This is a genomic window from Deinococcus murrayi DSM 11303 (assembly GCF_000482805.1).
GTDB lineage: Bacteria > Deinococcota > Deinococci > Deinococcales > Deinococcaceae > Deinococcus > Deinococcus murrayi.
The window spans coordinates 251966-265451 of the sequence record NZ_AXWT01000001.1 but is presented as its reverse complement, the minus strand read 5'-3'; the positions used below and the strand labels follow the sequence as shown (position 1 = coordinate 265451).

At 69.2% G+C, this 13486-nt stretch carries 14 protein-coding genes; 11 read left to right on the top strand and 3 right to left on the bottom strand.

Going from position 1 to position 13486, the window contains the following annotated elements:
* A partial coding sequence (locus tag H565_RS0101315) for a radical SAM protein (protein ID WP_027459446.1) occupies positions 1 to 307 on the bottom strand: 307 nt, incomplete at its 3' end.
* 247 nt (positions 308 to 554) lie between these two features.
* Between H565_RS0101315 and tig the strand changes: the two genes are divergently transcribed.
* The 7 genes from tig to ppk1 all read left to right on the top strand — a co-directional run bounded on the left by tig (position 555) and on the right by ppk1 (position 8770).
* A complete protein-coding gene (gene tig / locus H565_RS0101310) occupies positions 555 to 1925 on the top strand; it encodes a trigger factor (protein WP_027459445.1) in 1371 nt (456 codons plus the stop codon).
* 144 nt (positions 1926 to 2069) lie between these two features.
* The gene (locus tag H565_RS0101305) at positions 2070 to 3128 is read left to right on the top strand and encodes a beta-ketoacyl-ACP synthase III (RefSeq protein ID WP_027459444.1); all 1059 of its coding nucleotides are present in this window, start codon (positions 2070 to 2072) and stop codon (positions 3126 to 3128) included.
* Positions 3125 to 4054 (top strand): ACP S-malonyltransferase, encoded by a 930-nt coding sequence (gene fabD, locus H565_RS0101300; RefSeq protein WP_027459443.1) that lies wholly within the window; start codon positions 3125 to 3127, stop codon positions 4052 to 4054. The genes H565_RS0101305 and fabD overlap by 4 nt, the downstream gene beginning before the upstream one ends.
* Before the next feature lie 58 nt (positions 4055 to 4112).
* Positions 4113 to 4865, top strand: coding sequence for a 3-oxoacyl-[acyl-carrier-protein] reductase (fabG, locus tag H565_RS0101295; protein ID WP_027459442.1), 753 nt, complete (start codon positions 4113 to 4115; stop codon positions 4863 to 4865).
* A 98-nt stretch (positions 4866 to 4963) separates the two neighbouring features.
* On the top strand, positions 4964 to 5194 hold the full coding sequence (acpP, locus tag H565_RS0101290; RefSeq protein WP_027459441.1) for an acyl carrier protein: 231 nt from the start codon (positions 4964 to 4966) through the stop codon (positions 5192 to 5194).
* Between the two features lie 84 nt (positions 5195 to 5278).
* Positions 5279 to 6523, top strand: coding sequence for a beta-ketoacyl-ACP synthase II (gene fabF, locus H565_RS0101285; protein ID WP_027459440.1), 1245 nt, complete (start codon positions 5279 to 5281; stop codon positions 6521 to 6523).
* A gap of 51 nt (positions 6524 to 6574) precedes the next feature.
* Positions 6575 to 8770 carry a polyphosphate kinase 1 gene (ppk1, locus tag H565_RS13930; protein ID WP_084542848.1) on the top strand — a complete coding sequence of 732 codons (2196 nt, stop codon included), beginning with the start codon at positions 6575 to 6577 and terminating at the stop codon, positions 8768 to 8770.
* Positions 8771 to 8844: 74 nt separating this feature from the next.
* On the opposite strand, the gene H565_RS16200 is transcribed toward ppk1, so the two are convergent.
* Positions 8845 to 9000: a hypothetical protein gene (locus tag H565_RS16200; protein WP_157468835.1), complete on the bottom strand. Its 156-nt coding sequence runs from the start codon at positions 8998 to 9000 to the stop codon at positions 8845 to 8847.
* A 22-nt stretch (positions 9001 to 9022) separates the two neighbouring features.
* Between H565_RS16200 and H565_RS0101270 the strand changes: the two genes are divergently transcribed.
* Together H565_RS0101270 and H565_RS0101265 are read left to right on the top strand one after the other, a co-directional pair.
* A complete protein-coding gene (locus tag H565_RS0101270) occupies positions 9023 to 10918 on the top strand; it encodes an AfsR/SARP family transcriptional regulator (RefSeq protein ID WP_027459439.1) in 1896 nt (631 codons plus the stop codon).
* Positions 10919 to 10931: 13 nt separating this feature from the next.
* Positions 10932 to 11237 (top strand): hypothetical protein, encoded by a 306-nt coding sequence (locus H565_RS0101265; protein ID WP_027459438.1) that lies wholly within the window; start codon positions 10932 to 10934, stop codon positions 11235 to 11237.
* Positions 11238 to 11240: 3 nt separating this feature from the next.
* Here the strand turns inward: H565_RS0101265 and H565_RS0101260 are convergent, their stop codons facing one another.
* The gene (locus tag H565_RS0101260) at positions 11241 to 11879 is read right to left on the bottom strand and encodes a pyroglutamyl-peptidase I (RefSeq protein ID WP_027459437.1); all 639 of its coding nucleotides are present in this window, start codon (positions 11877 to 11879) and stop codon (positions 11241 to 11243) included.
* A gap of 67 nt (positions 11880 to 11946) precedes the next feature.
* On the opposite strand from H565_RS0101260, the gene H565_RS0101255 reads away from it, so the two are divergent.
* Positions 11947 to 12777 carry a DNA-formamidopyrimidine glycosylase gene (locus H565_RS0101255; protein WP_027459436.1) on the top strand — a complete coding sequence of 277 codons (831 nt, stop codon included), beginning with the start codon at positions 11947 to 11949 and terminating at the stop codon, positions 12775 to 12777.
* Positions 12774 to 13418, top strand: coding sequence for a pyridoxamine 5'-phosphate oxidase (gene pdxH / locus H565_RS0101250; protein WP_027459435.1), 645 nt, complete (start codon positions 12774 to 12776; stop codon positions 13416 to 13418). Before H565_RS0101255 ends, pdxH begins: the two co-directional genes overlap by 4 nt.
* The last annotated feature ends 68 nt before the right edge of the window (positions 13419 to 13486 follow it).

Here is a 13486-nt window from a genome sequence, read left to right as displayed (position 1 = left end):
GCCCGTTGGTCGTCAGGGCGAGGTCTTCGACCCCCTCCAGCGCCGCGAGGCGGCCCACCAGCTCCGGCAGGTCCCGCCGCAGCAGTGGCTCGCCCCCGGTCAGGCGCACCTTGCGCACCCCCAGCCCGACGAAGACGCGGGCCAGGCGTTCGAGTTCCTCGAAGGTCAGGAGCGCTTCTCGCGGCAAAAAGGGATAGTCCGGCCCGAAGACCTCGGCGGGCATGCAGTACGTGCAGCGCAGGTTGCAGCGGTCGGTCACGCTGAGGCGCAGGTCACGCAGGGGCCGGTTCAGCGGGTCGAGGAGCACGCGCCCACCATACGCTTCCCGGTCAGGTGCAGTCCGCGACCCTGGCACCCTCTTTGGTCCGCCCTCGCACGGACGGGGCCTCAGGCTCTATGATGCGCGGCGGCATGTCGCGTGCCTGGACGGCGTGTCCCGCTCCTCGTGGGACGCCGGGAATGCACGCGGGCGCACGAGGACCCCGCCCCCCCCCCTTTTTTTCCGGCGGGCACGCCGGGCACATGGGGGGAGGGCGGCCAGAACAGGGAGACCTATGGCAGAGCTGATCAGCAAAGAAGGCAACAAAGTGCAGTTTCAGGTGGCGGTGCCCGCAGCGGACGTCAACCGCGCCTACGAACAGGTGTGGGCAGGCCTCGCGCGCGACGTGCGGGTGCCCGGCTTCCGTCCTGGCAAGGCCCCCCGCAAGGTCCTGGAAAGTCGCGTGGGCAAGGGCTACGTCGAGCAGGAAGTCCGTGACCGTCTGCTCCAGGTCCACTATCCGCAGGCCGCCCGTGAGCTGAAGCTCAACCTCGTCGACGCCCAGATTGACCCCGGTCCCCTGCAGAGCGGCCAGAGCTTCACCTTCACGGTGCGCGGCGAGACCTACCCCGAAGTCACCCTGGCCGACTGGAAAGGGGTGCAGCTCACGGCGTCGGCTCCTGAAATCACCGACGAGGTCCTGGAGCGCACCCTCGCCGACCTCCAGGAGCGCAACGCGACCTTCCAGACGGTGGAGCGTCCCATCGAGCCGACCGACCAGGTCACCATCGAAGAGCTGGGCGAGGGGGAAGGCGGCTCCTACCCCGTCTACCTCGATGTCGCCGAAGCCCACGTGCGTGACGCCCTGGTCGGCAAGAATGTCGGCGACGAGGTCGAGATTACTGTGCCCGCCCACAGCCACGGCGACCAAGAGCACCCGGAGCACACCGTCCGCGTGCGGGTGCAGGGCGTGCAGACCAAGCAGCTTCAGGAGCTGAACGACGACTTTGCCAAGTCGCTGAACTTCGAGTCGCTGGAGCGCCTGCGCACCGACCTCCGGGCGGAGCTGGAGCGCCGCGCCCGGCAGGAGGGGGAGGCCGCTCGCCGCGAGGAGTTCACCGGGCACCTCGTCTCCGGGATGCAGGTCGAGATTCCGCAGGCCCTGCTTGACCGTCGCCGCGACGCGATGCTCGAAGAAATCAAAGACGACCTCAGCCGCCAGGGCGTGAAATGGGGCGAGTACGAGGCCTTTATGCAGGAGCAGGGCAAGCTGGACGAGTTCCTGGCCGACCTCGCCAAGAATGCCGAAAGCCGCGTTCGGCGTGACCTCGCCCTGGAGAAGCTCGCCGAAGACCTGAACGTGCAGGTCAGCGACGCCGACTTCAGCCGGGCGATGACCGCGCTCGCGCAGGCCAACGGCCTGACCCCCCAGCAGCTCCAGAGCCAGTTGGGACCGAACGGCCTGAACGCCTACTACATCAGCATGGTCCGCGAGCGTGCCCTACAGCAGGCCCTCGCCACCCTGACGGCGAGCGAGGCGCAAAGCCAGGGCGAACAGACCGAAAATGCTCAGCGTGAAGCTGCGGATGCTGAGGGCACCCAGGCCGACGAAGGCCAGGTCAGCACTGAGCAGACCGGCACCGAGCAGGCCGAGAAAGCTGAATAACCTCTGCACGCGGAGGCGGCGGGGGAGGGGCACGTCAGGATGGGGCGTGCCCCTCCCCCCTGTTGGTCTCGCTTTCCTCTCCCAGGCTGCCAACTCTGAACTCGATTCATTGAACGGCTGTTCAAGGAATGCTAGCGTCGGCCCATGACGAGTGCATCTGGGGGGTCTCCCCACCGCCGGAGCGTGGGCATCACGGCGTTGGGGGCCTACGCTCCGGCGCGGGTGGTCACGAATGCCGAGTTCGAGGCGCGGCTCGACACCAGCGCCGAGTGGATAGAGAGCCGCACGGGGATTCGGGAGCGCCGCTTTGCAGAGGCGGACGAGTACACCTCTGACCTGGGAGTGGCCGCCGTGCGCGACCTGCTCTCGCGGGACCCGGAAGCCCTGCGCGAGGTGGACGCCGTGGTGTGCGCGACCGTCAGCCCCGACGCGCTGATGCCGTCGACCGCCGCCCTCATCGCCATGCAGGTGGGCCTGACCGGGGCCGCCGCCTTCGACCTTTCCACCGCGTGCAGCGGCTTCGTGTATGGCCTCAGCGTGGCGCAGGGGTTGGTCTTGGCGGGCACCGCGCGGCGGGTGCTCGTGGTGGGGGCCGAGGCCCTCTCCAAAATCGTGGACCAGACGGACCGCAACACGGCGATTCTCTTTGGCGACGGGGCGGGCGCGGCGGTCGTGGGGCCGGTGCCTGAGGGGTACGGCTTTCAGGAGTTCGTGCTGGGGGCCGACGGTGCCGGAGGACCGAGCCTCTACCTGCGCTGCGCCGCCCCCCGGCTGCCCGGCGGCTTCGAGATGGGGGAGACAGTGGGCATGAATGGCCGCGAGGTTTTCAAGTTCGCGGTGCGTGTGCTCGGCGACAGCGGCAACGAGGTGCTCGCCAAGACCGGCTTGCAGAGCGGTGACGTAGACTGGGTCATCCCGCACCAGGCCAACATCCGCATCATCGAGGCCGCCAACGAGCGCTTCGGGGTGCCCATGTCGCGGACGGTCGTGAACGTGGACCGCTACGGCAACACGTCGAGCGCGACCGTGCCGCTCGCCCTGCGCGAGGCGCTCGACGACGGGCGCATTCGGGACGGCCAGCAGCTCCTCCTCGTCGCCTTTGGCGGCGGCCTGAGCTGGGCCGCCGGAACGATGCGCTGGTGGGGCGGCGCACCCAGCCTGGGGGCACGCGCCGCCGCCGCCCCCGCCGAGGTGAGCGCGTGAGAATAGCGGCGCTCTTTCCGGGCCAAGGTTCGCACGCGGTCGGCATGGGCGTAGACCTCGCCGCCGCCTTCGCCGAGGCTGGAGCGGTTTATGCCCAGGCGGAGGCCACCCTGCCCGGCCTGCGCGGGCTGATGGAAGCGGGGCCGCTCGAAGACCTCACCCTCACGGCCAACCAGCAACCCGCGCTGGTGGCGGCGTCCGTCGCCGCGTTTCGGGCGTGGCAGGCGCAGACGGGCCTTACCCCGGCCTTTGCCGCCGGGCACTCGCTGGGCGAGTATTCGGCGCTGGTGGCCGCCGGAGCGCTGGACCTCGCGGACGCCCTGCGCCTCACCCGCAGGCGGGGCGAGCTGATGCAGGCCGCCGTGCCCGTCGGGACCGGGGCCATGAGCGCGGTCATGGGTGACCCTGACGTGGTGCGCGAGGTGTGCGCCGCGACCCCCGGTGTGGTGCAGCCCGCCAACTACAACGCGCCGACCCAGACCGTCATCTCTGGCGAAAAGGCCGCCGTGGACGCCGCCGCCGCCGAGCTGAAGGCGCGGGGCCTCAAGGTCATCCCCCTCAGGGTGAGTGCCCCCTTTCACTGCGACCTGATGGCCCCGGCGCGGGAGGGCCTGACGCCAGCCCTGCGCGCTGCCGCCTTCGGGCCGCTCGCCTTTCCGGTCTATGCCAACGTCACGGCTGAGGCCAACACCGACCCCGCCGCCCTGCCTGACCTCCTCGCTCGTCAGGTCACCGGAAGCGTGCGCTGGGTCGAGACGATTCGGGCGCTCGCCGATGCCGGGGCCGAGGTCTTCGTCGAGTTCGGCCCCGGCACGGTCCTCACCGGGCTGGTGGAGCGCATCCTGCCGGGTGCCCGAACCTTGAACGTCGGCACCGCCGAGCAGGTGCGCGGTTTTCCGCTTCCAGCGGCCAGCGCTCAGCTCTAAATCTTCCCGGCTGGCCGCTGGATGCTGGCGGCGGGCGGCTTTTTCTGCAAGGATTTCCATGACCGAACCCCACCCCCACAACATCGCCCTCGTGACCGGCTCGAGCCGGGGCCTGGGCCGCGCGATGGCCCTTTCGCTCGCCCAGGCAGGCTACGGCGTGGCCGTCCACTATGGCCGTAACCAAGCCGAAGCCGAGCAGGTGGCTGCGGAGATTCGTGCCCTCGGTGTGCCCGCGCAGGTGTTCGGGGCCGACCTCTCGGCCCCGGCTCACGCGGGTACCCTCGTCGAGACGGTCATCGCGCAGATGGGCCGCCTCGACGTGCTCGTCAACAACGCGGGCATCACCCGCGACGGCCTCGCCGTCCGCATGAAAGACGAGGACTGGCAGGCCGTCATCGACACCAACCTCAGCAGCGCCTTTGCGGCCAGCCGCGCCGCCCTCAAGCACATGATGCGGGCGCGGGCGGGGCGCATCATCAATGTCGCTTCGGTGGTCGGGCTGATGGGCAACCCCGGCCAAGCCAACTACGTCGCGAGCAAGGCAGGCCTCATTGGGCTGACCAAAGCCCTCGCCAAGGAATACGGCGGACGCGGCATCACCGTGAACGCGGTCGCGCCGGGCTTTATCGAGTCGGACATGACGGCGGCGTTGCCCGCCGAAGTCCAGCGCACCTATCTGGGCAGCATCCCGCTGGGGCGCTTCGGCAGGGCCGAGGAGGTCGCCGCGCTCGTCACCTTTTTGGCCTCCGAAGCCGCCGGATACGTCACCGGGCAGGTCATCGGGGTCGACGGCGGGCTGTACCCGCACTGATGCGGGGTGGGGGAGAGGTTGAACCCCGTCCAGTCAAGTCGGTGTGGGCGGGCCGCCCGTGTACACTGGCGCAGACTTCAGCGAAGGAGGAAGAGTCAATGGCGACATTTGAAGATGTGAAAGCCGTCATCGTCGAGAAACTCGGCGTAGACGCGGACAAGGTGACCCCCGAAGCCCGATTCGTCGAGGACCTCGGTGCGGACAGCTTGGAGACGGTCGAGCTGATTATGGGTCTGGAAGACCGCTTCGGCATCACCATCAGCGACGAGGACGCCGAGAAGATTCGCACGGTGCAGGCCGCCGTCGATTACATCGGTTCGCAGCAGTAACCCTTCAGGACAGCGGGGGCCGGGGGGGCTGGCGGGAAACCGTGGCCTGACTCCCCGGCCCCCTCCCTTGACCCAGGAGCAAACATGAGCGTGAGTGGACTCAGGCGCGTGGCGATTACCGGACTCGGCCCTGTAACGCCCATCGGCACGGGGGCGCAGGCTTTTGCCGGGGCGCAGCGGGAGGGCAAAAGCGGCGTTGGCCCCATCACCCACTTTGACCCAGCAGACGTGCCCAGCAAGATTGCGGGCGAGGTCAAAGATGACCTCTCGGCCTGGGTGGACCCCAGGGAAGCTCGCAAGCTCGACCGCTACGTGCAGCTCGCGCTCGCGGCGGCAGAACTCGCCGTGCGCGACAGCGGGCTTTCGGAAGACGAGCTGCGCGGCGAGCGCACGGGCGCGGTGATTGGGTCGGGCATCGGCGGGGTCAAGACCTTCGAGGAGCAGGCCAATGTCTTGCGGACGCGGGGGCCGGGGCGCATCAGCCCGCTGTTTATCCCGATGATGATTGCCAACATGGCGACCGGACACGTCGCCATGCGCTACGGGGCGACTGGCCCCAGCAGTACGGTCGTCACCGCCTGCGCGACGGGCACGGGGTCGGTCGGGGACGCGGCCCGCTACATCCAGCTCGGCCTCGCGGACGTCATGCTCGCGGGCGGCACCGAGGCGGCAGTCACGCCCATCGCGATCGGGGGCTTTTCCAACATGAAGGCCCTCTCGACCCGCAATGACGCCCCGCAGGAGGCCAGCCGACCCTTTTCCGCCTCTCGCGACGGCTTCGTGCTGGGCGAGGGGGCGGGCGTGCTGGTTCTGGAGGAGTACGAGCAGGCCAAGGCCAGGGGAGCGACCATCTATGCCGAAATCGTGGGCTACGGCACCAGCGCCGACGCGCACCACATCACCCTTCCGGCCCCGGAAGGACGCGGAGCGCAGGTTGCCATGCGCATGGCCCTCGCCACGGCGGGCGTGAACCCTGGTGAGGTGGGCTATATCAACGCCCACGGCACCAGCACCCATTTCAACGACCTGCACGAGACGCAGGCCATCAAGGCGGTCTTCGGTGCCCACGCGCACGCGTTGGCCGTCAGCTCCACCAAGTCCATGACTGGGCACTTGCTGGGTGCAGCGGGCGCGGTAGAGGCCATCGCGGTCGCGCAGGCCCTTCATGACGGCATTCTGCCCCCCACCATCAACCTCACCGACCCCGACCCCCTGCTCGACCTCGATTACATTCCAGAGGGGGCGCGGGAGGTCCAGGTCGAGTACGCCCTGAGCAACTCCTTCGCCTTTGGCGGGCAGAACGCGGCGCTGCTGTTCAAGCGGGCGTGACGGTGCCCCCGCACGTTCCCTGGCTGCGCCGCTGACATTTCATCTGAGAGAATGGGGAGGACGACAGCCCCCCACGTGCTGGGGTGCTCGCCTCTTTGTCCCCCCACTCCCACTGCTTTGAGGTCTCCCGCTGTGTCTGCCTCCCGCTCCGTAACTGAAGGCCCTGCCCCCGCCCGCCCTCGCCGCCGCCCTGCTCGCCGGGAGCCGGAGGACAGCGGGCAGACCTTCAGCACGGTCGCCAACCCGGACAGCGCTTTTCTCAACCGCGAGCTGTCGTGGCTGGCCTTTAATGCGCGGGTGCTCGCCGAGGCGCGGGACGAGCGCAACCCGCCTCTAGAGCGCTTGCGCTACGCGGCGATTTGCGGCAGCAACCTCGACGAGTTTTTTATGGTGCGCGTGGCGGGCGTCCACCGCCAGATTGCGGCGGGCGTGCAAACCCCCGGCCCCGATGGACTGCTGCCCCGGCAGACCCTAGACCTGGTGCGGGCGCGCACCCACGAGATGCTGCGCCAGATTGAGCGAGCGGCCCGGCGCACCCTCGATGACCTCGCCCGCAAGGGCGTGCGCTTTTCGCGCATCGCGGACCTGGGCAAGCGGGCGCGGGCGGCCCTGCGCGAGCGTTACCTTTCGGAGATTCAGCCGGTGCTGACCCCGCTCGTCGTGGACCCCAGCCATCCCTTTCCCTACCTGAGCAACCTCAGCCTCAACCTCGCCGTGCTGCTGGAAGCGGGCGAGGGTGAAGAACCGGACTTTGCACGGGTCAAGGTGCCCGTCGGGGTGCTGCCGCGGGTGGTGGCCGTAGGAGAACGGCTGGTGCTGCTGGAGGACGTGATTGCCGCGCACCTGGGCGAGCTGTTCAAGGGCCGCACCGTGCTCGCGGCCTATCCCTTCCGGGTCACCCGCAACACCGACTACGAGTTTGAGGAGGAAGAAGCCGAAGACCTCCTCGCGACCATCGAGGACGGCTTGCGGCGGCGGCGCTTTGGGGCGGCGGTGCGGCTGGAGGTGGGGCAGGGAATGCCCGCTCCGCTGGTGACCTTTCTCCAGGAGCGGCTGCGGCTCGCCCCTGAAGACATCTTCCGCCTGGAAGGCCCGCTGGGCACCGCCGACCTGATGAACTTGCCCGTGACCCGCCCCGACCTTGCCTTTGCGCCCCACGCCCCCGCGGTGCCGGACCTGGGGGACGAGGAAGAAGGCGGCATCTTCGACGTGCTGCGGGAGCGCGACGTTCTGCTGCACCATCCCTACGACGGGTTTGAGGGAGTGCTCACCTTCCTGGAGGAGGCCGCCGCTGACCCGCAGGTCCTCGCCATCAAACAGACCCTCTACCGCACCGGGGATGACCCCCGCCTCCTGGGGGCGCTGCGCAAGGCCGCCGAGAACGGCAAGCAGGTCGTCGCCCTGATTGAACTCAAGGCCCGCTTTGACGAGCAGCGCAACATCTCCTGGGCGCGGAAGCTGGAGCGGGCGGGCGCTCACGTTGTGTACGGGGTCGTGGGCCTCAAAACCCACGGCAAGGTGGCCCTGGTGGTGCGCCGCGAGGAGGGTGGCCTGCGCCGTTATGTCCACATCGGCACCGGAAACTACAACCCCAAGACCGCCCGGCTGTACACCGACCTCAGCCTGCTCACCGCTCATCCGGGGCTGGGGGCCGACGTGTCCGAGCTGTTTAACCACCTCACCGGGTACGCCGAAGCCACTTACACCCACCTCCTCGTCGCTCCCGACACCGCCCGCGCGGGTCTGGTGGCCCTGATAGCCCGCGAAATCGCCCACGCGGAAGCTGGGCAGGATGCGTGGGTGCGGGTCAAGGTGAATTCGCTCACCGACCCCGGCATGATTGAGGCGCTCTACCGGGCTTCGGCGGCGGGGGTGCGGGTCGAGCTGATGGTGCGTGGCGTGTGCTGCTTGCGCCCCGGCGTGCCGGGCCTCTCCGAAAATATCCGGGTCCATAGCCTGTTGGGGCGCTTTTTGGAGCATGCCCGCATCTTCGCCTTTGCGAATGCCGGGCACCCGGAGGTCTACTTCGGCAGCGCCGACTGGATGAGCCGCAACCTCGATCGCCGCGTCGAGGTCATCGCCCCGGTCCTCGACCCCCACCACCGCGACCACCTCCTGCGCCTGCTGGCCACCGAATGGGCCGATAGGCGCGGTTCCTGGGAGCTGAATGCCGCCGGTGTCTACGAAAAGCTCCCCGGCGACTTCAGCGCCCAGCGTGCCTTTGCCGAGGCGCGGCACTCCGGCTGAGCGGGGCGGAAACGCCAAGCCAAACAACAGGGACGCCTCTGGGGTGGGGCGCGTCCCTCAGTGTGGAGCGAGTCTTACTTGCCGAAAATGCCGTAATCGTTGACCCCGCCCCCCTGGGCCTGAGAAGGTTGCTGGAAGATGCCGTAGTCGTTCACTGCTCCGCCAGCGTGATCGAAGGCGACACTCAGCGCGGCGAACAAGGCCACCACCTTCATCATTTTTTTCGGCATGGGGGTATTGTAACCCCAGCTGATGACCCCAGATGTGGAGCAGTTCGCAGACCTCCAAGCCCAGTTCGATGCCGGGCGGTATGATGCGGTGGTTACTTTCTTAACCGAGCGCCCTCCGGCGACTCCGGAGGAATGGCGGCTGTTGGGGATGGCTTATCAGGGCAGTGGGCGCTTCCAGCAGGCCGAACTTCCCCTAATGCGGGCGATGGAGCAGGGCGACGAAGAAGCCCGCGTCGAGTACGGGAATGTCCTGCGGCTTCTGGGACGTTTTTCCGAAGCCATCCGCCACTTTGCTGCCATCACGCCTGGTCTGACGGGCGAGTTGGCGCTGCGGGCACAGCGGTGGTGGGGCACCGCAGAGTTCCAGTCGGGGCGCATGGCTGAGGGCATGGAGCGCTGCGAGCGCGCCTGGCGCGGCTATATGGCCCTGGGCGACGACGAACGCATCGGGCGGGTCACGCAGACGGTGGCGCAGATGCTGGTGCAGACGGGCGAAGTCCTGCGGGCACAGCACCTCTACCAAGAAGCGCTGCGTCTCTTGCCCACCGACCGGACGCCCATCGCCCGCCTCTCCGCCCTGACCGGGTTGGCGAACGTGCAGGTGCTCACGGGGGATTTTAAGGGGGCCAAGCAGACCATCGACGAGGCAAGGGAGTTGCTGACGCAAACGGACGCGCTGACGCCCAAAGCGTACTTGCTGGCGGTCGAAGCCGTCTTGCACCACCTCACCAGGGACCACGCCGCCCACCTGCAAACGTTGCAGGCGTTGCGGGGCATCGTCGAGAGAACCCGTCACTCCCAAGATTTTGAGCTGCTGACCTGGACGGCGACGCGGATGGCGGACCTGCACAGCCGTCAGGGGCAGCATGCGCGGGCGCTGGAGGTTTTGCTCGACCTCGCGCCGGACGCGACGCACCCGGCGGTGACGATGACGCGGGGCATTCTGCTGCGGCGGCGGCAGCACCACGCGCAGGCCGCCGAGCACCTGGCGCGGGCACTGGAGTCGCAGACGTTGGGCGAAGGCCAGCGTATCCGGGCGCTGTTGCACCTCGCCGAAGCGCAAGCGGCGCTGGGAGGGGCCGAACAGAGCTTGCGGACCTTCCGTGAGGCGCTCACCGCCCTGATTGCGGCCCGCGACCGCATGCTCTACCGCCCCGACCTGCACGAACTCGCCAACCTCGTGCAGCGGGCGCTGCTTCACCCCGACCTCGCTTCGGACACGCAGCTCGTGCTGGACAAACTCAATGTGCCCGGCAGCGAGGTCCCCGTCTCTGGGTCGCTGCACCTGCGGGTCTATACGCTGGGCCGCTCAGAAATCGAGCGCGAGGGAGAAACCATCACCCTCAGCTTGGAAGGAGGAGTGCTCACGCTGGTCTACCTCGCCCTGCATCCGGGCCGAACTCGGCGCGAGCTGGAAGCGACCCTCTATCCCGACCGCGACCCCAAAACGGCGGGAGACTATTTCCGAGCGGTATTTCGCGAGCTGCGGGTGCGGCTGGGGGCCGAGGTCATCCGCATGGAGGGCAGCGCCAAGCAGCCGCGCTATAGCCTGGGACCAGACGTGCACGTGCACCTCGACGTGACCGAGCTGCGCTCGGCGCTCGCGGCGGGCGACCTCGCGGGGGCGCTGGCGCTCTACCGCGGCCCCTTTTTGGCGGGCTTGCGGATGGAAAGCGAGTGGGCCGAGGAGGTCCGCGAAGAACTGCGGCTGCTGCTCACCATGGAGCTGCGCTCCCGCATCGCCCAGGCCCGCGAGGCCGGCGACCTGCGCCGCGCCCTACTGCTGATAAACGAACTGCTGCGGGTGGACCCCTTTGACCTCTCCATGCTCGAAGCCCGCGTGGCGCTGGCCCGCGAGGTGGCGTCCCCGCCGGAACTCGCCCGCTACGTCGTGGAACTGCACCGCATGAAGCCCTAGGGAGGCTGGCCCCGTGTCTGCCGACGACCCTCCCTTCCTGAATCCGCCCGGCGCGGACCCCCCTGCCCCCACCGGAGCGGTGCCCCCGGCCCTCTTTGACCTGGCCGTCAACCGGGCAGACGCCGCCCTGCGGGGCCTGCGCCCCAGCGACCCGGCCCGCGCCCTCGCGCAGTGGCACGCCCGCACCCGCTTTGCCCGCCGGGTGCCCCTGGCGGCGGTGGCGCGGGCGTTGGCCCGCAAGCCCGCCGGGCCGGGTGAGTGGCACTGGGCGGGCGGGCCGGGGGGCGGCTGGGTGCCGGGGAAAGCGCCTTTTCCGTAGCCCCTAGTTCAGGTGGCCCGCGAGCACTTCCGCCGCCCCCCGCACCGCCCGCGTGATTTCGCTTTGCGGCAGGTAGGGGAGGGCCGGGCGGTCCTCCGGCACGGCGAGGGCGACAGCGGCATTGGCGGGGACATGCAGGAACCCGCAGGGGACGTGGGCGCGTCCCTGCTGCGCGAGGTGGTGCAGCGCGTGGTACATCACGAAGTTGCAGACGTACAACCCCGCCGTGTTGCTGATATCGCCCGGAATCCCGGCCTCCCGCCACGCCGCGAGGATGGGCCGCAGCGGAAGGGTGGAGAGGTAAGCGGTGGGTGCTCCGGCTTCCGCGCAGGCGGGGGCGTCGCGGTAGGTCCGTCCGGCGTTGTCGGGGATGCGGAAGTCCATCACATTGACGGCCACCCGCTCCAGCGTGACCTGCGGGCGGCCCGCCGCGAGGCCGCTCAGCAGCACGGCGTCTGGTGGGTGGGTGGCCAGCAGGCCGCGTAGTGCCTGCGCCGCCGCGTGGGGTTCGACAGGCAGCAGGGCCGAGCGCACCCGCACCCCGCCCAGCTCCAGCCCGTCGAGCGCGTCTGCGGCCTCGGCGCTGGGATTGACCGGGTGGGTGTGAAACGGCTCAAAGCCCGTAAGCAGCAGCGTCGGCATGGGGGGCAGAATAGAATAGGGAAGAACCGCTCCGGTGTGCTCCCTGCCGGGCCGCTATCCTCGCCCTATGCCCGAACTCCCTGAGGTGGAGACCACGCGCCGCAAGCTGGAGCCGCTGCTTGCTGGGCGCACCATCCTCTCTGTGACGCATGACGCGCCGCACCGCTACCGCGACACGTGGCTCGCGCACGGGCGGCGGGTGAGCGCCCTCTCGCGCCGGGGCAAGTACCTGCTGCTGCACCTCGCGGCAGGGGAAGCGGGCGGCGAGGAACATGATTTCGTCGTGCACCTCGGCATGACCGGGGGCTTCCGGCTGGAGGAGGGACCGCACACCCGCGTGACCCTCACGACCGACGCGGGGACCCTGTACTTCCACGACCCCCGGCGCTTCGGCAAGATGGCGGTCGTGCCGCGGGGGGTGTACACCGGGATGCCCACCCTGCTAGGAATGGGACCGGAGCCGCTCTCGGAAGACTTCCGGGAAGAGGAGTTTGTGCGGCAGGCGGCCAGGGCGGGGGCGGTGAAGCCCTGGCTCCTTTCGCAAAAGCCCGTAAGCGGTGTGGGCAACATCTATGCCGACGAGAGCCTGTGGCGGGCTGGCCTGCATCCCGCGCGGGCGCGCCTGACCCCAGAGGAGGCAGCTCGCCTCTACCACGCCGTGCGCGACGTGATGCGTGAGGCGGTCGAGGCGGGCGGCAGTTCGCTGGGGAGCGGCGCGGGCAACTATCGCCAGCACGACGGCGAGCCGGGGGCCTTTCAGACCCGCCACGCCGTGTACGGGCAGACCGGGAAGCCCTGTCCCCGCTGCGGGACGCCCATTCAGAAAACCGTTCTCGCGGGGCGCGGCACTCACTTCTGCCCCGTGTGCCAGCCCCCGCGAATGGAGGCCCCCGCATGACCGACCTCACCGGACTGCGCCTGTCGTACACCCGCGCCGAGCTGCGCCGCGCCGACCTGAACCCCGACCCTCTCCTCCAGTTCCGGGGCTGGCTCGAAGAAGCCATCGCCGCCGGGCTGCGCGAGCCGTATGCCCTGAGCCTCGCCACGGCTGACGCTGGGGGGCGGCCCTCGGTGCGGACCGTGCTGCTGCGCGGGGCAGATGAGCGGGGCCTGACCTTTTACACCAACTACGACTCGCACAAGGGCCGCGACCTCGCGGCCAACCCGCAGGCGGAAGTGCTGTTTCACTGGGCCGAGCACGAGCGCCAAGTGCGGGCGTATGGCCGGGTCGAGCGCGTCTCGGAGGCCGAGAGCACGGCTTACTTTCACGCCCGGCCCTACCTCAGCCAGCTCGCCGCCCATGCCAGCAACCCGCAAAGTGCGCCCATCGCCCACCGGGAGGCGCTGGAAGCCCGCTTTGCCGAGCTGCAGGCCCGCTACCCCCAGGGCACGCCCGTTCCCAAGCCGGACTCTTGGGGCGGCTACCGGGTGGTCGTCGCTGAGTGGGAGTTCTGGCAGGGCCGCCGCAACCGCATGCACGACCGCTTCCGCTACGCACGGGAGGGGCAAGGGTGGCGCGTAGAGCGGCTGATGCCGTAGGGGGTAGTGAGCAGTCAGCGGTCAGCCGTTAGCTGTCTACAAAAACTCCGGCCAAAGCTGAAGCGAAG

Coding starts and splice junctions, on each gene's coding strand:
- H565_RS16200 (WP_157468835.1), bottom strand. CDS start 9,000: ATGCCGAAAAAAATGATGAAGGTGGTGGCCTTGTTCGCCGCGCTGAGT.
- H565_RS0101255 (WP_027459436.1), top strand. CDS start 11,947: ATGCCCGAACTCCCTGAGGTGGAGACCACGCGCCGCAAGCTGGAGCCG.
- ppk1 (WP_084542848.1), top strand. CDS start 6,575: ATGGGGAGGACGACAGCCCCCCACGTGCTGGGGTGCTCGCCTCTTTGT.
- pdxH (WP_027459435.1), top strand. CDS start 12,774: ATGACCGACCTCACCGGACTGCGCCTGTCGTACACCCGCGCCGAGCTG.
- H565_RS0101260 (WP_027459437.1), bottom strand. CDS start 11,879: ATGCCGACGCTGCTGCTTACGGGCTTTGAGCCGTTTCACACCCACCCG.
- H565_RS0101270 (WP_027459439.1), top strand. CDS start 9,023: ATGACCCCAGATGTGGAGCAGTTCGCAGACCTCCAAGCCCAGTTCGAT.
- H565_RS0101305 (WP_027459444.1), top strand. CDS start 2,070: ATGACGAGTGCATCTGGGGGGTCTCCCCACCGCCGGAGCGTGGGCATC.
- fabG (WP_027459442.1), top strand. CDS start 4,113: ATGACCGAACCCCACCCCCACAACATCGCCCTCGTGACCGGCTCGAGC.
- tig (WP_027459445.1), top strand. CDS start 555: ATGGCAGAGCTGATCAGCAAAGAAGGCAACAAAGTGCAGTTTCAGGTG.
- acpP (WP_027459441.1), top strand. CDS start 4,964: ATGGCGACATTTGAAGATGTGAAAGCCGTCATCGTCGAGAAACTCGGC.
- fabF (WP_027459440.1), top strand. CDS start 5,279: ATGAGCGTGAGTGGACTCAGGCGCGTGGCGATTACCGGACTCGGCCCT.